Source organism: Streptococcus sp. SK643 (assembly GCF_000259505.1).
In the GTDB taxonomy this organism is placed as follows: Bacteria; Bacillota; Bacilli; order Lactobacillales; family Streptococcaceae; genus Streptococcus.
On sequence record NZ_AJMM01000021.1, the window covers coordinates 36,514 to 54,579 of the forward strand.

The following is an 18,066-nucleotide window of genomic DNA, read 5'->3' on the forward strand; positions in this document are numbered from 1 at the left end:
AAAAGGATTTTATAAAAATGGGTAAATATTTTGGGACTGATGGAGTCCGTGGAGAAGCTAACGTAGAATTAACGCCAGAATTGGCCTTTAAATTGGGACGTTTTGGTGGCTATGTTCTTAGCCAGCATGAAACGGGAGCACCTAAAGTTTTTGTGGGACGTGACACACGTATTTCAGGGGAAATGCTAGAATCTGCCTTGGTGGCAGGGCTCCTATCAGTGGGGATTCACGTATACAAACTAGGTGTACTGGCAACACCAGCAGTCGCTTACTTAGTTAAAACTGAAGGAGCAAGCGCTGGTGTTATGATATCGGCCAGCCATAATCCTGCTTTAGATAATGGGATTAAGTTCTTCGGTGGTGATGGCTTCAAACTAGACGATGAAAAAGAAGCAGAAATTGAAGCCTTGCTAGATGCTGCGGAAGATACTCTACCTCGTCCAAGTGCAGAAGGCTTGGGAACCTTGGTGGATTATCCAGAAGGCTTGCGTAAGTATGAAGGATACCTAGTTTCGACAGGAACTCCTCTTGAAGGAATGAAGGTTGCCTTGGATACAGCCAATGGTGCAGCTTCTACAAGTGCCCGTCAAATCTTTGCAGATCTTGGAGCTCAATTAACTGTTATCGGGGAAACACCAGACGGTCTTAACATTAACTTGAATGTCGGCTCAACACACCCAGAAACTCTTCAAGAAGTTGTCAAAGAAAGCGAGTCAGCTATCGGTTTGGCCTTTGACGGAGACAGTGACCGCTTGATTGCTGTTGATGAAAATGGTGATATCGTTGATGGTGACAAGATTATGTACATCATCGGAAAATATCTTTCTGAAAAAGGACAATTGGCTCAAAATACAATTGTGACAACTGTTATGTCTAACCTTGGTTTCCACAAGGCCTTGGATCGCGAAGGCATTAATAAGGCAGTTACTGCAGTTGGCGACCGCTACGTTGTTGAAGAAATGAGAAAATCAGGCTATAATCTTGGTGGAGAACAGTCTGGTCACGTCATCTTGATGGACTACAATACAACAGGTGATGGCCAATTATCTGCTGTTCAATTGACAAAGATCATGAAGGAAACTGGTAAGAGCTTGTCAGAGTTGGCTGCAGAAGTAACCATCTATCCACAAAAATTAGTCAATATCCGAGTGGAAAATGCCATGAAGGAAAAGGCTATGGAAGTACCAGCTATTAAGGCTATCATCGAGAAGATGGAAGAAGAAATGGCAGGGAATGGCCGTATCCTTGTTCGCCCAAGTGGAACAGAGCCCCTTTTGCGTGTTATGGCAGAAGCGCCTACAACAGAAGAAGTGGACTACTATGTTGATACCATTGCAGACGTTGTTCGTGCTGAAATCGGGATTGACTAAAACTTAGAAAACTAGATGAAAATAAAAAAATATGGTACAATAGCTTATAATATTGTAGCCGAGGGAGAAAGACATGAATCTTAAACGTGAACAAGAATTTGTCAGTCAGTATCATTTTGATGCGCGTAATTTTGAATGGGAAAATGAAAATGGAGCTCCTGAAACTAAGGTGGATGTGAATTTCCAATTGATTCAACATGATCAAGAAAATCAAGTGACTTCCTTGATTGTTGTCTTGAGTTTTATGATTGTATTTGATAAATTTGTCATCAGTGGAACCATTTCACAGGTGAACCATGTGGAAGGTCGTATTGTCAATGAACCAAGTGAATTGAACCAAGAAGAAGTGGAAACCTTGGCCCGTCCATGTTTGAACATGCTCAACCGTTTGACTTACGAAGTAACTGAAATTGCTCTAGACTTACCAGGAATCAATTTGGAGTTCTAAGATGAAACTAGCTGTTATCACAGATTCCTCTGCTTATCTCAGTGCAGATACCTTGCAAAGAGAAGATTTATTTGTCTTGGATATTCCTGTCAATATTGATGGTGAGGAATATGTCGAAGGTATCAATCTGACTGCAGAGGAATTTTACCAAAAAATGGCTCAGGCTTCTGAATTGCCTAAGACCAGTCAACCAAGTATTGCCAAGTTGGATGAAATCTTAACTTCATTGAAAGAACAAGGTTATACACATGCTTTGGGGCTTTTCCTATCTTCTGGAATTTCTGGTTTTTACCAAAATATCCAGTATATGATAGAAGAATATGAGGGCTTAACTATTGCTTTTCCAGATACCTTGATTACAAGTGCACCTCTAGGAATTATGGTTGAGAGTGTCTTTAACTGGAGAGATCAAGGGGATGACTTTGTTATTATCCAAGATAAGTTAGCTATTCAAATCAGCCATACCTCAGCCTTTATTATGGTTGATGATTTGGACCACTTGGTTAAAGGAGGGCGCCTTTCAAATGGTGCAGCTCTATTGGGAAACCTTCTTAGTATTAAGCCAATTCTATATTTCAATGAACATGGTGTGATTGAAGTTTATGAAAAGGTTCGTACAGAAAAGAAAGCAACCAAGCGCTTAATTGAAATTATCAAGGAAGAGACAACTTCTGGTCAGTATACTGTCATTGTTATTCATGGAAACGCACCTGAAAAAGCTGAGGAGATGCGTCAGCATCTACTTGAGTCTGGTGTTGGAAGTGATGTATCTATTGCAACATTTGGCAGTGTTATTGGCACACACCTAGGAGCAGGAAGTATTGCATTGGGTTATATTCCCGTGATTTAGTTAGCGCTTCTAGGCTAGTTAAGATTACTTGTATCTTAACAATTGAACATGGACTACCTGCCTCTTGAAAAAAGATGCCTGTCTTGCCTTTCGTGGAAAGTCAACGCTATTCCCTATTTTTCATGGGCAGCTAACGTCCTTTGTATCTTGATAATTGAACATGCCTAGAACCCTGTGTGAAAAAGATAATTCTTACAGGCTTTGTAAATTAAACAGGAGTAGAGATGAGTATTCGAGTAATTATTGCTGGTTTTAAGGGAAAGATGGGCCAGGCTGCTTGTCAGATGGTCTTGGCTGATCCAGATTTGGACTTGGTAGCAGTTTTGGATCCCTTTGAGTCTGAGTCAGAATGGCGGGGGATTCCTGTTTTCAAGGATAAGGCTGATTTGGCCGGTTTTGAAGCGGATGTCTGGGTAGACTTTACTACACCAGCTGTTGCCTATGAAAATACACGCTTTGCTCTTGAAAATGGCTTTGCTCCAGTAGTAGGAACGACAGGCTTTACTAGTGAAGAAATTGCAGAGCTAAAAGAATTTTCTCGTGCCCAAGATTTGGGTGGCTTGATTGCTCCTAACTTTGCCTTGGGTGCTGTCTTGCTTATGCAATTTGCGATGCAGGCTGCCAAATATTTCCCAAATGTGGAGATTATTGAGCTCCATCATGACAAGAAAAAGGATGCCCCAAGTGGGACAGCCATTAAAACAGCTGAGTTAATGGCAACTGTTCGAGAGTCTATCCAGCAAGGTGCTGTAGACGAGGAAGAGCTGATTGCGGGTGCTCGTGGTGCTGACTTTGATGGCATGCGTATTCACTCAGTTCGTTTGCCTGGATTAGTTGCCCATCAGGAAGTTATCTTTGGCAATCAAGGAGAAGGTTTAACTTTACGTCATGACTCCTACGATCGCATCTCCTTCATGACAGGGGTGAATTTGGGAATCAAAGAAGTTGTCAAGCGTCATGAGCTTGTCTATGGTTTAGAACATTTATTATGAGATTAACACAAATGCCTTCTGAATTTCAGAAGGCTTTACCAGTATTAGAAAAAATTAAAGAAGCAGGTTTTGAAGCTTATTTTGTTGGGGGTTCTGTCAGAGATGCCCTCCTCAATCGTCCTATCCATGATGTAGATATTGCGACATCTTCTTATCCAGAAGAGACCAAGCAGATTTTTCCGCGAACAGCTGATATTGGAATCGAGCATGGAACCGTCTTGGTGCTAGATGGGGATGAGGATTATGAAGTCACTACCTTTCGAACTGAGGATGTCTATGTGGACTACCGTAGACCAAGTGCGGTTTCTTTTGTACGTTCGCTAGAAGAAGACCTCAAGCGCCGTGATTTTACAGTCAATGCCTTTGCCTTGGATGAGACAGGAGAAATCATTGACTTGTTCCATGGTTTAGAAGATTTGGAAAACCAAGTCTTGAGAGCAGTTGGAGTGGCTAGTGAACGCTTCAATGAAGATGCCCTTCGTATTATGCGTGGTTTCCGATTTCAGGCCAGCCTTGGCTTTGAACTTGAGTCAGAAACATTTAAAGCTATGAATACCTTAACGCCGCTTTTGGAGAAAATTTCTGTGGAGCGGATCTTTGTTGAGTTTGATAAACTCTTACTAGCTCCGTTTTGGAGAAGGGGCTTGACTTCCATGATTGAGAGTCAAGCTTATGACTATCTTCCTGATATGGTATCTAGTCGGGATAGGCTCCAAAGATTGTTTGATTTAGAAGAGGTCTTTACCTTTGAATCCTCTGAACAAGCTTGGGCAGCTCTTCTATGGGTTTTGGAAATTAACAATGTGCAACCATTTATGAAACATTGGAAAACCTCACGTCAATTTGCCAAGCAAGTACAAGATTTAGTGGCTATTTTAGCTATGAGGGAAAAAGGAGAATTAAGCAAGCGCGATTGTTATCGTTTTGACTTGGATTTACTCATTCAGGCTGAAAATTTACGTCAGGCCCTAGGAAAAGAGGTCAATCATCAAGCAATCAGAGAAACTTATAATAGTTTGACCATTCATGATAAAAAAGAAATCCAGATTAATGGAGGTATCCTCATCAAGGAATATGGTTACCAGCCCGGTCCAGAATTGGGAGAGATTTTATCAGAGATTGAGTATGCCATTGTAGATGGAGATTTGGAAAACGACCTAGAAGCCATTCATGATTATTTGAGGGAGAAAAAATGAGTGATTTTATTGTTGAAAAATTAAGCAAATCTGTTGGAGATAAGACTGTCTTTAAAGATATCTCTTTTATTATACATGATTTGGATCGGATCGGTCTCATTGGTGTCAATGGGACAGGGAAGTCTACCCTTTTAGATGTTCTTTCTGGTGTTTCTGGCTTTGATGGGGATGTCAGTCCTTTTTCTGCTAAAAATGATTACCAGATTGGCTACTTGACCCAGGATCCAGAATTTGACAACAGTAAGACCGTGCTAGATACTGTTTTATCGAGTGATCTAAAAGAAATCCAACTCATTCGTGAGTACGAACTACTCATGCTCAACTATAGTGAAGATAAACAAGCTCGTTTGGAAAGAGTTATGGCAGAGATGGATTCTCTCCAAGCTTGGGAAATCGAGAGTCAGGTCAAGACGGTTCTCAGTAAACTGGGGATTCAGGACTTGTCGACTCCAGTTGGGGAATTGTCAGGTGGCTTGCGGAGACGAGTTCAATTGGCCCAAGTCTTACTTGGCAACCACGACCTCTTGCTACTAGATGAGCCAACCAACCATCTGGACATCGCTACTATTGAGTGGCTGACCCTTTTCTTGAAAAATTCTAAGAAAACTGTCCTTTTTATCACTCATGATCGTTATTTCTTAGACGCTTTGTCAACACGAATTTTTGAGTTGGATCGCGCAGGATTGACCGAGTATCAAGGGAATTATCAGGACTATGTTCGCCTTAAGGCGGAACAAGACGAGCGAGATGCGGCCCTTCTCCATAAAAAGGAACAACTTTATAAGCAAGAATTGGCCTGGATGCGTAGACAACCGCAGGCGCGTGCAACCAAGCAGCAGGCCCGTATCAATCGATTCCATGACCTGAAAAAGGAAGTTTCAGGCAGTAATGCTGAGACAGACTTGGCCATGAACTTTGAAACCAGTCGGATCGGTAAAAAAGTCATCGAGTTTCAGGATGTTTCCTTCTCCTATGAAAACAAGCCCATTTTGCAAGATTTTAATCTCTTGGTGCAGGCCAAAGATCGTATTGGAATCGTTGGGGACAACGGTGTTGGAAAATCAACCCTCCTCAACCTGATTGCAGGAAGTCTTGAGCCGACCGAAGGTCAAGTTATGATTGGTGAAACTGTTCGCATCGCCTATTTCTCTCAGCAAATTGAGGGCTTGGATGAAAGCAAGCGGGTTATCAACTACCTGCAGGAAGTGGCAGAAGAGGTTAAGACAAGTGGTGGTTCTACAACTTCGATTGCAGAGCTGCTGGAGCAGTTCCTTTTCCCACGTTCGACACATGGAACCTTGATTGAGAAATTGTCTGGGGGAGAGAAAAAACGTCTTTATCTTCTCAAGTTGCTCCTTGAAAAACCAAATGTTCTTCTCTTGGATGAACCGACAAATGACCTAGATATTGCGACCTTGACAGTTTTGGAGAATTTCTTGCAAGGCTTTGCTGGTCCAGTTTTAACAGTTAGCCATGACCGTTATTTCTTGGATAAGGTAGCGACCAAGATTCTCGCTTTTGAGGATGGTAAAATTCGTCCTTTCTTTGGTCATTACACCGACTATCTTGATGAAAAAGCCTTTGAAACAGAGATGGCCAATCAAGTGCAAAAGGCCGAAAAGGAGAAAGTGGTCAAGGTCCGTGAAGACAAGAAACGCATGACCTACCAAGAAAAGCAGGAGTGGGCAAGCATTGAAGGCGATATTGAAACCTTGGAAAATCGTATCGCTGCTATTGAAGAGGAAATGCAGGCCAATGGTTCTGACTTTGGCAAACTGGCTACTCTCCAAAAAGAACTGGATGAGAAAAACGAAGCACTCCTTGAAAAATACGAACGCTATGAGTATTTAAGTGAGTTAGCATGACGGAAGAAAAAGTCATTAAACGTAGTCCCAAGAAAATCATTTGGAACACCTTGTTTGGCTTGGCTTCAGCACTTTTATTGTTGTTAGCTCTCTATTATTTCCATTCGCATTCGCAAAAGGGGACCAGACTTCATACGATAAGTCTTTTGTTAATGCTGGCTTTACTTTTTTATGTTGGAGTAGGAGTTTATCTGACTTACAGACTTTTAAGTTCGGACAAGGAATATTTGATATTTACTGTTCAGGGATTTTACTACAAGCCAAATCCAAAGAAACCCAGTCATTTCTATGCTTGGGCTGATGTAGAGGAATTTTCCTTCTCTCGGATTCGAGGGAAGTATAGGGATTCCTATCGGATTAAAGTTTATTTTAAAAACAAGGAATATGAGAAATCCCAATCACTTCTAGCTCTACTAAAGAGAAGGTGTTGCCCTTTTTATCAGTCAGCAGATTTGATCATCCCTATCTTTCTACTAGATGTAGGTCTTCTTGAAAGGGTATACGAGACTATGAAGTACTATGAAAGAGAATGGCGTATTGAACAAAATCGTCAAGCAAGGAAACAGATAAAACAAGCTTCGAAAACCAAATCTTCCAAACACTTATAAGATAGTTTAGGTTAAAGAGAATTAATCAAAAAAGCCCTATCCACCGGATAGGGTTACTGTTTGTCTTCTTTTTTTGTTTCCTGGTGGAAGACATTTTGCCAAGTCTCATGGCGACGCCAGATACTGGTATGGAGAATGCCATTCAACTCATAACGCATTAATTTGGTTTTTTGGCTGATGGAAGTAACTTCAATATCCTTAATAGCAGAAGCTAGCTCTTTTTCAGATTTATAAGCAAGCTTGTCCATCTGTTTTCCATCTTGGCGGACATAGACAAAGTCTTCGGCTAGGAGTTCTTCTAACTGATTTCCTTGGTCTATCAATTGCTCGCGCATGAGGAGTTTTTTATAGACATTGTCCATAATTTCATCTTCAGGAATGGGAGCAGGTTCGATGTGGATATCAGTATCAAAAACACCAAATCGTTCTTCTAGCATAGACTCAACTTGATCTGCAATTTCATGACTCTCAAAAACCGACAGGTCAGGATTCATTTCAAGAGTGATATCCAGGTAAATATTGCTACCGTAGGTGCGTCCTCTTTGTGATTTGACCTTACTAATCTTTGGAATCTCCATAATGGCCTTTTGGTAGTCTTCCAGTAGACGGTCGTCGAAGCCATCTGAAAGGCTAAAGGAAGACTCGATGAAGATATCATAAGCAGTTTTCAAGATAAAGAAGGTGATGACAATAGCAACCAATTTATCGACAATAGGATAGTTGAAACTACTTGCTAGAATAGCGAGTGATGTTCCAAGTGATGTCACAGCATCGGAAAGATTATCCTTGGCTGCAGCCTTTAAGGCCTTGGATTTGGATTGTTTACTAAGGCGAGTATTATAGAGATAAACTGCAAACATAACCGCTGCAGAAAGGACTCCTAGACTTGCACCCAGAGGATCAATAAGGGTTTCTTCACTGCTGAGAATTTTTTGAATGGTGTCCCGAAGAACATCAAATCCTACATAAAACATGATGATGGAAGTAACTAAGCTAGCTAAATCCTCAATCTTCCAGTGGCCAAAACGGTGGTCTCGGTCAGCAGGCTGGCGTGCCATACGAATACCAATCAAGAGTGCTACGTTTCCAATAATATCTGATACGTTATTAAAACCATCGGCCACCAAACTGGATGAATGCAGAAGATGCCCAGTTGCTAATTTTGCAGCTGACAAAAGCAGGTAGGTTGAAATACTGATAATGGCTCCACGTTCTGCCAACTTGAGATTTGACATTGATTGGTTCATCAGGCTTCCTTTCATTGGTTTAAATTGTTCTTTCATTATACTGGTTTTCAGGAGAAAATTCAAATGAAGCAACCTTTACTTGATTCTATTCCTTGAAAATTTTTGAAAATTTGGTATAATGGTACTACTCAAGGGAGTAGCTGGCAGAAACCTGTGATAGTGTCGTCATTCCGAATTTTATACTGAAAAGTATGCTTTCCGGCACTATCTTAAACAGCGAGACTTGTTAGGATTAACAGGTCTCTTTTTGTTTGTCATAAAATCTAATGGCAAGGAAGAGAGCTTGTTTGGTACACAAAGTCAAGGAGGAGACACATGTCAAAAGAACAAAAACGCCAAGCGTTTTACACTCAAAGTCCTGAAGAGGTCTTGAAGGCTCTTGATGCGACTGAGCAAGGTCTATCATCAAGTGAAGCTGGAAAACGTCTAACAGAATATGGACGTAATGAACTAGAAGAAGGTGAAAAGCGTTCTATCTTAGTTAAATTTATTGAGCAATTTAAGGACTTGATGATTATTATCCTAGTTGCAGCAGCCATCCTGTCAGTAGTGACTTCAGGTGGAGAAGATATTGCAGATGCCATTATTATCCTAGCTGTGGTTATTATCAACGCTGCCTTTGGTGTTTACCAAGAAGGAAAAGCTGAAGAAGCTATCGAAGCTCTCAAATCCATGTCAAGTCCAGCTGCTAGAGTTCTTCGTGATGGGCATATGGCTGAGATTGATTCAAAAGAATTGGTTCCTGGTGATATTGTTGCCCTTGAAGCAGGTGATGTTGTACCAGCGGATCTTCGTTTATTAGAAGCTAACTCGCTTAAAATTGAAGAAGCAGCTCTTACAGGGGAGTCTGTACCAGTAGAAAAAGACTTGACAGTCGAGCTTGCTGCAGACGCTGGTATTGGTGACCGTGTCAATATGGCCTTTCAAAACTCTAACGTGACCTATGGTCGCGGTATGGGTGTTGTTGTAAATACAGGTATGTATACTGAAGTTGGGCATATCGCTGGCATGCTTCAAGATGCTGATGAAACAGATACACCACTTAAACAAAACTTGAATAGCCTTTCTAAGGTCTTGACCTATGCCATCTTGGTGATTGCCCTTGTTACATTTGTAGTTGGAGTATTCATTCAAGGCAAGAATCCACTTGGTGAGTTGATGACTTCTGTTGCGCTTGCCGTTGCAGCCATTCCAGAAGGGCTTCCTGCTATCGTAACTATCGTTCTTGCCCTTGGTACTCAAGTTTTGGCAAAGCGAAATTCTATCGTTCGTAAATTGCCAGCAGTTGAAACGCTTGGTTCAACGGAAATCATCGCTTCTGATAAAACTGGTACTCTTACTATGAACAAGATGACCGTCGAAAAAGTCTTCTATGACGCGGTCCTACATGACTCGGCCGATGCTATTGAACTAGGTCTTGAAATGCCGCTTCTACGTTCAGTAGTCTTGGCTAACGATACTAAGATTGATGTCGAAGGTAGCCTGATTGGTGACCCAACCGAAACAGCCTTCATCCAATATGCCTTGGACAAAGGTTATGATGTTAAAGGATTTTTAGCGAAATATCCTCGTGTGGCTGAGTTGCCATTTGATTCTGAACGCAAACTCATGTCAACAGTTCATCCACTTGCAGATGGACGCTTCCTCGTAGCTGTTAAAGGTGCGCCAGACCAACTTTTGAAACGTTGTGTTCTTCGTGATAAGGCGGGGGATATCGCTCCTATTGATGAAACTGTCTCTAACCTCATTCACACAAATAACTCTGAAATGGCTCACCAAGCCTTACGTGTCCTTGCAGGTGCTTACAAGATTATCGATAGCATTCCAGAAAACTTGACTTCTGAAGATCTTGAAAATGATTTAATCTTCACTGGTTTGATTGGGATGATTGACCCTGAACGTCCTGAAGCTGCAGAAGCTGTTCGTGTAGCTAAGGAAGCTGGAATCCGTCCAATCATGATTACGGGTGACCACCAAGATACTGCAGAAGCGATTGCTAAACGTTTGGGAATTATCGATGCAAATGATACTGAGGGACATGTTTTAACTGGTGCAGAGCTCAATGAACTCTCAGATGAAGACTTTGAAAAATTGGTTAGTCAATACTCTGTTTATGCCCGTGTATCTCCAGAACACAAGGTTCGTATCGTGAAGGCATGGCAAAAACAAGGTAAGGTTGTTGCCATGACAGGTGACGGGGTCAATGATGCTCCAGCTCTGAAAACAGCAGATATTGGTATCGGTATGGGAATTACGGGTACAGAAGTATCTAAAGGTGCGTCTGACATGATTCTTGCTGACGACAACTTTGCGACTATCATCGTAGCCGTTGAAGAAGGACGCAAGGTCTTCTCAAACATTCAAAAGACGATCCAATATCTTCTTTCTGCCAATACAGCTGAAGTTTTAACTATTTTCCTATCAACTTTATTTGGTTGGGATGTCTTACAACCAGTTCATCTCTTGTGGATTAACTTGGTAACGGATACCTTCCCTGCAATTGCACTAGGTGTTGAACCTGCTGAACCAGGTGTTATGAATCATAAACCACGTGGTCGTAAGGCAAGCTTCTTTTCAGGTGGTGTTCTGACTTCTATCATCTATCAAGGTGTACTCCAAGCAGCTCTTGTTATGAGTGTTTATGGTCTTGCGATTGCTCACCCAGTGCATGTAGGTGACAATCATGCTATTCATGCGGATGCCCTTACGATGGCCTTTGCAACACTTGGTTTGATTCAGCTATTCCATGCTTATAATGTCAAATCTGTTTACCAATCCATTTTAACAGTTGGTCCATTCAAGTCTAAGACTTTCAACTGGTCTATCTTGGTATCCTTCATTCTTCTTATGGCAACTATTGTTGTAGAACCTCTTGAAGGTATCTTCCATGTAACCAAACTAGATTTGTCTCAATGGGGAATTGTTATGACAGGAAGCTTCTCAATGATTCTTATTGTTGAAATTATCAAGTTTATCCAACGAAAACTCGGTTTTGATAAGAATGCGATTTAAAAAAATGCATGAAAGCCATCCTTGGATGGCTTTTTCTATATATGAAGATAAGAAGTTGAAGTTATTACCTTTTGTGCTATAATAACTATAATAAAGCAAAATAGGAAGGAGATGAGGAGAATGGAAAAGGAAATTGTGAAAGATGTTCTATTTTTGTCACAGGTTTCTCAGCCTGCAAGTCAGGATGACCTCTATCTTGCTAGAGAGTTACAGGATACCTTGCTAGCTAATCGTGATTCCTGTGTTGGTCTAGCGGCCAATATGATTGGAGAGCGAAAGCGCGTGATTATCTTTAATCTTGGCTTAGTTCCTATGGTTATGTTTAATCCTGTCCTCAAGTCTTTTTCAGGACCTTATGAGACGGAAGAAGGTTGTTTGTCCTTGTCTGGAGTTAGATCAACAATTCGCTATGAGAACATTACAGTTGCCTATCGTGATAGCAAGTGGCAAGAACAGACCATTACTTTAACAGGCTTCCCAGCACAAATTTGCCAGCATGAATTGGATCATTTGGAAGGACGTATCATATAGGAGGAATTCAGATGAAACGGATAGTTTTTGAAATTGTTTTTATCGCAACGACCTGGTATATTTTTTTACCACCTATCAATCTAACCAGTTGGGAATTTATTTTCTTTCTTTGTGGGCATTTATTGCTGATAGCAATCTTATTTGGATTTGGTAAAGGGATTAATCTAATTAAGAAAGTCCATGTCCGTCATGGTAAAGCGGAAGCGGAATTTAGTTTAGATGACTTTAAAATTAATCAACTTGGAAAAATCTTGTTAGCGATTGTTTCAGGTATTCTTTTATTAGCAGGTTTGGTTTCACTAGTAACTTCCAGTATCTTTCAGGCAAAAAACTATGCCAACGTGGTCACTGTTACTGAAAAAGATTTCGCAGAATTTCCTAAGAGTGATACCAGTAAGGTTCCTATTTTAGATCGAAGTACTGCTGAAAAAATTGGTGATCGCTATCTGGGATCACTGACAGATAAAGTTTCCCAATACGTAGCGGCAGATACTTATACTCAGTTAACTATTGGTGGCAAGCCCTATCGGGTAACACCTTTGGAGTATGCAGATCCCATTAAGTGGTTTAACAATCAAGCCAAGGGGATAGGCGAGTACATCAAGGTCGATATGGTGACGGGAAATGCTGAATTAGTGGATTTGCAAACACCTATGAAGTATTCCGATTCAGAGTATTTTAATCGCGATGTCAAACGTCACCTCCGTTTTCAATATCCAACCAAAATCTTCAAAACACCTTCTTTTGAAGTAGATGATGAGGGCCATCCTTTCTATGTTGCGACTGTCTACCAAAAACAATTTGGTCTTGCAGTGCCTCGTCCGGCTTCTGTTATTATCCTAGATGCTACCAATGGAGAAAGTAAGGAATATAGTTTAGCTGATGTTCCAGAGTGGGTTGATCGTGTTTATCCAGCTGAAGAAACGATTGAACAAATCAACTATAATGGCAAGTACAAGGATGGTTTCTGGAATGCATTGATTTCCAAGAAAAATGTAACCCAGACCACTAAAGGTTATAATTACTTGTCCATAGGGAATGATATCTATCTCTACACAGGAGTGACTTCAGCTAATGCGGATGAAAGTAACCTTGGTTTCATCCTTGAAAATATGCGAACAGGAGAAATTACTAAGTTCAATTTAGCTTCTGCGACAGAAGAATCAGCTCGGGAATCAGCAGAAGGAGCTGTTCAAGAGAAGGCTTATAAAGCCACCTTCCCAATCCTTATCAATCTTAACGATAAACCACTTTATATCATGGGCTTGAAGGACAATGCTGGCTTGGTCAAAGAATACGCTCTGGTAGATGCAGTTGAATACCAAAATGTCATTGTAGCGACAACAGTAGAAGAACTACTCAGCAAGTACGCTAATAAAAACGACCTTGAACTTGACAATGCAACAACAGAAAGCATCAAGGGTGTGGTAGCAGACCTCAAATCCGCTGTTATTAAGGGTGACACCGTCTACTTCTTTAAAGTAGATGGCAAGATTTACAAAGTCAAGGCCTCTGTATCTGATGAACTCCCTTACCTTGAAAATGGCAAATCCTTCGAAGGACAAGTTGGTAAAGATAACTATCTCAAAAGTTTTAAAGTAAAATAAGAAAAGAAACCTCAGCCAAGCCGAGGTTTTTCAGATGAAATTCTTGGTTGTGGCATAAAAATATGCTACACTAACAATATGAAAATTTTAATTCCAACAGCTAAAGAAATGAACACCAATCATCCTAGTATCAAAGCCATCCCGCTCAGAGCAGAAAGTCAAGCTGTTCTTGATGAATTGGTACTATATACTGCTAGTAATTTGGAAACTTTTTATAAGATTTCCGCTGAAAAAGCTGAACAAGAATATCATCATATTCAAGCTCTGAAAAATCAAACTGCTCACCACTACCCAGCTTTGAAACTCTTTGATGGTCTCATGTATCGAAATATTAAACGAGACAAGTTATCTGAAGCCCAACAAGTCTATCTTGAAGATCATGTCCTGATTACATCAGCTTTGTATGGGGTTGTTCCAGCCCTTTATCCTATGGCTCCTCATCGTTTAGACTTTTTGATGAAGTTAAAAGTGGCTGGTAAGACCTTAAAAAGTCATTGGAAATCAGCTTATGATGAAGCGGTTAAGGATCAAGAAGTGATTTTTTCTCTCCTATCATCTGAGTTTGAAACTGTGTTTTCTAAAGAACTCAGAGAAAAAATGGTGACCTTCAAGTTTATGGAAGAAAAAAATGGTCAACTGAAAATCCATTCAACTATTTCTAAGAAAGCACGTGGTGCCTTTTTAACCGCCATGATAGAAGGTCAAGTTGAGACTATTGAACAAGTTCGGAAAATCAGTTTTGCAGGATTTGATTATAGAGAAGATTTATCTCAAAAAAAAGAGTTAGTTTTTGTTAAAAAAGTTTAAAATAGGATGTGAAAAATGAAAACTCAGCACCAAATAGGTTGCTGAGTTTTGTTTATAAATTATTGGATACGTGAATTTCATTTGATAGGGAGTTTAGGTGATTTACTAATTCCATAAGAGAAAGATGGTTTCTACAAATGAACTTTTTCGTAATTCCTTGAATGAAGAAATTAGAGACGATGATATCGTAATCAGTCTGATTCAGTATCTCTGCAGATGTTTCTAATTGGTCCCAAATGTCGAAAGTGAAGCGATTGTTACAGTAGTATGAAAGCATATCCACTAAGGTAAGTGATAGCGCATGGTCAAAGTTACTGATGATCAACACTTTGATAGGTGGACGATTTTCTAACAATTGAGTCGTCAAGTTTTCAGCATGCGTTAAAATTGTATAGATTAAATGATCTAGTTGTTCAGGATGGTCATGTTGTCCAATTGCATGACGGTATTGAGCTAGTTCTAGGCGAGCGCTTTCTATGAAGTCAGGATAATAGACCCTAAATTTATCTAAGGTTAAAGCTTTTTGCTCAAACAAGAGGGGACTAGAAAAAATCTCTTGTCTTTCGAAAAAGGCCGTGTTATGCAAGTGCCAAATCAGTTCATCATGATTGGTAAAAGTGATGTTGTATTCTTTTGATAAACGTTTTAGTATTTGGTCTAATAATTGGTAGGAATAGACAGCCTCACTATTGGTATCTAGAGAAGCAAGGAATTGCTGTGGGTCTAGGAAAATATCATTTTGTAAAAATGAAATAAAAATTTGGGCGATGATTTCTGGCGTAATTTCAAGATCAAATTGTTGAGAGAAGTAAGCAAGTGTCTCTTCAAAGTTAGGAATCTCCATCAAAAGTGGATAATATTGCTCAAGGAATTGATTTGGCATTTCAATGAAGTGTCCGTTTTTTACACGGTAGATATTAATTGCCACCATTAATTTATACATCCGATAAATTGAAAATCGCATCGGATAATTGGTGATTTTATAGAAAAAATCAGCAAATTCTGTCAGGACATCTTCAGGAATATCTGGGAATGGCCAGTCTAAAAAGTAATAGCGTTCAGCAAAATATTGAGCATAAAAATAGCGGATATCGATTTCATTACCCTTGATTTCTGATGGTGTGAAAGAAAGTTCAATGTGAAATTGCTTTGATAAAATTTGGGTAATCCGATTTCCTAATCGATAGAGGTTAGCATTACTTGAGTGAAGATTTTCAATTGTACGATAAATAGGTAGACCTTCATTGAAAAACATGTACTCTAATAATTGGAAAGATTGAGAGTTAGCAAGGAAGTGTTGGTAGACATCTTCAAAACTAGCTTCAATATCCAAATCTATCATAATTCCATTGACAGAAGATTGAATATCAATGTTTGGGAAGGATGAACGTAATTCATTTAAATCATTTTTAAGAACTCGCTCAGTACAATCTAATTTGTCGGCAAGTTCATACAATCTCATCCAGTCTCGATTCTGAATTAAGAGTTCCATCAATTTTAATTGTCTTTGATCTTTAGATGATAACAGGCTTCTCATATATATATACTCCTTGATTTTTCAATTATATCATATTTTCGAGAATTAGTACAAAAATCGTAGTATCAAAAAAACGTTTACAAGGTGAAAAAAAGAGAGAACTAAAATCTTGGAAAAAAGGGGAATGAAATCGATATATTAAATACACAATAATTCTTGCTATCTATATTAAATAAGTGTAAAGTTAGAATTATAAAGAATAGGAGTGATATAAATGAAACATTCACATAAGAAATCATTTGACTGGTATAGCATGCAACAAAGATACTCTATTCGTAAGTATCATTTTGGTGCTGCTAGTGTCTTGCTTGGGACGGCCTTGGTATTAGGGGCTGCTGCTCAAACAGTACAAGCAGAAGAGAAGAATTCAGAAACAGCAAGTTCTGTTACTATTGATACGGTTGAAAAAACAGCACCAGTAACAGAGGCTTCAACACCTAACACAGAAAAGACGTATGCAGCTCCATCAGTTGCGAATCCAGTGGAAACAACTCCAGCTAAGACTGAAGATACAGAAGTATCAGCAGAAAAAGTTGAAGAACCTAAAGAGAAACAAGATGAATCTCAACAAAGTGCGGTTGATAAATCAAAATTATTAACTGCTCTTTCGCGCGCAAAAAAATTAGAGAGCAAGTTATATACAGAAGCAAGTGCTGCTAACTTGCAAGCAAGTATACAAGCTGGTCAAGGTTTGCTTGGGAAAGCAGATGCAACTGAAGCTGAATTATCAGCAGCAGAGTCATCTATTCAATCGGCTATTATTGGCTTAGAACTTCGTTCTAGCTCTGATAGAGGAACTGTTACAGAAACTTCTGCAGTGAAGAACGAAGATGTCGTTGAAACTACAGAAACTGAAAAAGCTACAACTTCAACATCAGAGCGTTCAGCTGTTAACAAGGTTTCATTACCAACTAGCACTCCTGTTAAAGTAGAAGCTACTTCAAGACCTGCATCTACAAATGAACTTTTGAAACCAGCTCTTAGCCTTTCTGATGCTCGCCAAAATCCAGCTATCCGTAAAGAAGACTTGGATAAAGGGCATAGTGGCTTTAGAGCTTCTAGCAATCCAGCCAACCCAATTGTCTCAGGTTCTGGTAACACAGTTGCGTTTTCAGACATCAGTCAAGCTGGTCGTAGTTATAGTTTCCGTGGCTATGGGAACTCACGTGGTGGTAATTCTATTCATTACGATGTAACAACAGTACGTCAAGGTAATAGATTGAATTTCACAATTAGATACTCTGGTCCAGGTGAATTTGTTAATAATAACTTTATCTTGGATAAAGGGGATGGATTTGGAAATCCTTCAAATGCGACTATCACAACCCCTAGATTGAGAGAACAATCAAAACCTATTAGCCAGGGTGCCAACTTTGTATCTCACTCAGGATACAGTATGACCTCTGCAACTTCAACTAACATGGAACAAACAATCAGATTTAGTTTGCCTATCATTAATCCAAATGGTGATTTGTCTGTTCGTTTGAAACCTGTTACTTTTAATGTGGACCAAGGTGGTGGTGGTGCCGCTACTAGCAATGACCCATACAGTAACTCTAACTATTATTACAGAGCAAATCCACTCCTCTTGGATGCAAATCCAAATGGTGGTACTAGTAACAAGACTGTTACAGAAGAACTTGAATTCCAAACTATCTATCTTCCAACTAGTAAATTGCCAGAAGGTGAGACTAGATTAGTTAGAGAAGGTGAAAAAGGACAACGTCAAATTACCTATAAAGTTCATCGATTAGGTAACGAAACAATCCTAGGCTTGCCAATTAGTAATAGAGTTACTAAAGAAGCTAAACCACGTATTGTTCAAATCGGTGTGGCTAAAGAGCTAATCGATACAGTAAAACCACGTGTCGATCAAAATAAAGTCGGTGATACAAATAACCTCACTTTCTATCTTGATAACGATGGCAACGGTGTTTATACTGAAGGTGTAGACGAACTTGTTCAAAAAATTGCTATTAAAGATGGAGCCAAAGGT

At 39.7% G+C, this 18,066-nt stretch carries 14 protein-coding genes; 12 read left to right on the forward strand and 2 right to left on the reverse strand.

The annotated features are described in order from the left end of the window. Nucleotides 1-17: 17 nt before the first annotated feature. From glmM to HMPREF1117_RS08720, 7 genes are all read left to right on the forward strand, one after another. The gene (gene glmM, locus HMPREF1117_RS08690) at nt 18-1,370 is read left to right on the forward strand and encodes a phosphoglucosamine mutase (RefSeq protein ID WP_000521465.1); all 1,353 of its coding nucleotides are present in this window, start codon (nt 18-20) and stop codon (nt 1,368-1,370) included. Between the two features lie 73 nt (nt 1,371-1,443). Continuing rightward, nucleotides 1,444-1,818, forward strand: coding sequence for a DUF1149 family protein (locus HMPREF1117_RS08695; protein ID WP_001050082.1), 375 nt, complete (start codon nt 1,444-1,446; stop codon nt 1,816-1,818). 1 nt (nt 1,819) lies between these two features. Next, entirely contained in the window at nt 1,820-2,668 is an 849-nt protein-coding gene (locus tag HMPREF1117_RS08700; protein ID WP_000762171.1) for a DegV family protein, read from the forward strand. Between the two features lie 224 nt (nt 2,669-2,892). After that, nucleotides 2,893-3,660 carry a 4-hydroxy-tetrahydrodipicolinate reductase gene (gene dapB / locus HMPREF1117_RS08705; RefSeq protein WP_000027884.1) on the forward strand — a complete coding sequence of 256 codons (768 nt, stop codon included), beginning with the start codon at nt 2,893-2,895 and terminating at the stop codon, nt 3,658-3,660. Continuing rightward, a complete protein-coding gene (locus tag HMPREF1117_RS08710; protein WP_081480279.1) occupies nt 3,657-4,856 on the forward strand; it encodes a CCA tRNA nucleotidyltransferase in 1,200 nt (399 codons plus the stop codon). The genes dapB and HMPREF1117_RS08710 overlap by 4 nt, the downstream gene beginning before the upstream one ends. After that, nucleotides 4,853-6,721 (forward strand): ABC-F family ATP-binding cassette domain-containing protein, encoded by a 1,869-nt coding sequence (locus tag HMPREF1117_RS08715; protein ID WP_001279085.1) that lies wholly within the window; start codon nt 4,853-4,855, stop codon nt 6,719-6,721. The genes HMPREF1117_RS08710 and HMPREF1117_RS08715 overlap by 4 nt, the downstream gene beginning before the upstream one ends. Beyond that, the gene (locus HMPREF1117_RS08720) at nt 6,718-7,329 is read left to right on the forward strand and encodes a hypothetical protein (RefSeq protein ID WP_000134100.1); all 612 of its coding nucleotides are present in this window, start codon (nt 6,718-6,720) and stop codon (nt 7,327-7,329) included. The genes HMPREF1117_RS08715 and HMPREF1117_RS08720 overlap by 4 nt, the downstream gene beginning before the upstream one ends. A 53-nt stretch (nt 7,330-7,382) precedes the next feature. Here HMPREF1117_RS08720 and HMPREF1117_RS08725 read toward each other — a convergent pair whose 3' ends face one another. Then, nucleotides 7,383-8,576, reverse strand: a complete 1,194-nt coding sequence (locus tag HMPREF1117_RS08725) for a cation diffusion facilitator family transporter (protein ID WP_001076584.1) — start codon at nt 8,574-8,576, stop codon at nt 7,383-7,385. A 315-nt stretch (nt 8,577-8,891) separates the two neighbouring features. On the opposite strand from HMPREF1117_RS08725, the gene HMPREF1117_RS08730 reads away from it, so the two are divergent. The 4 genes from HMPREF1117_RS08730 (at nt 8,892) to yaaA (ending at nt 14,533) form a co-directional block, all read left to right on the forward strand. Beyond that, on the forward strand, nt 8,892-11,588 hold the full coding sequence (locus HMPREF1117_RS08730) for a cation-translocating P-type ATPase (protein ID WP_000032414.1): 2,697 nt from the start codon (nt 8,892-8,894) through the stop codon (nt 11,586-11,588). A 120-nt stretch (nt 11,589-11,708) separates the two neighbouring features. Continuing rightward, nucleotides 11,709-12,119: a peptide deformylase gene (locus HMPREF1117_RS08735; protein ID WP_000410002.1), complete on the forward strand. Its 411-nt coding sequence runs from the start codon at nt 11,709-11,711 to the stop codon at nt 12,117-12,119. An 11-nt stretch (nt 12,120-12,130) separates the two neighbouring features. Then, the gene (locus HMPREF1117_RS08740) at nt 12,131-13,726 is read left to right on the forward strand and encodes a hypothetical protein (protein ID WP_000822844.1); all 1,596 of its coding nucleotides are present in this window, start codon (nt 12,131-12,133) and stop codon (nt 13,724-13,726) included. Between the two features lie 78 nt (nt 13,727-13,804). Next, entirely contained in the window at nt 13,805-14,533 is a 729-nt protein-coding gene (yaaA, locus tag HMPREF1117_RS08745; protein WP_007557181.1) for a peroxide stress protein YaaA, read from the forward strand. A 52-nt stretch (nt 14,534-14,585) separates the two neighbouring features. On the opposite strand, the gene pclR is transcribed toward yaaA, so the two are convergent. Then, entirely contained in the window at nt 14,586-16,070 is a 1,485-nt protein-coding gene (gene pclR, locus HMPREF1117_RS08750; protein ID WP_001257177.1) for a virulence transcriptional activator PclR, read from the reverse strand. A 214-nt stretch (nt 16,071-16,284) separates the two neighbouring features. On the opposite strand from pclR, the gene pclA reads away from it, so the two are divergent. Further along, nucleotides 16,285-18,066: pneumococcal collagen-like adhesin PclA (gene pclA, locus HMPREF1117_RS08755; RefSeq protein ID WP_000682780.1), on the forward strand; the 1,782-nt coding region annotated here is incomplete at its 3' end.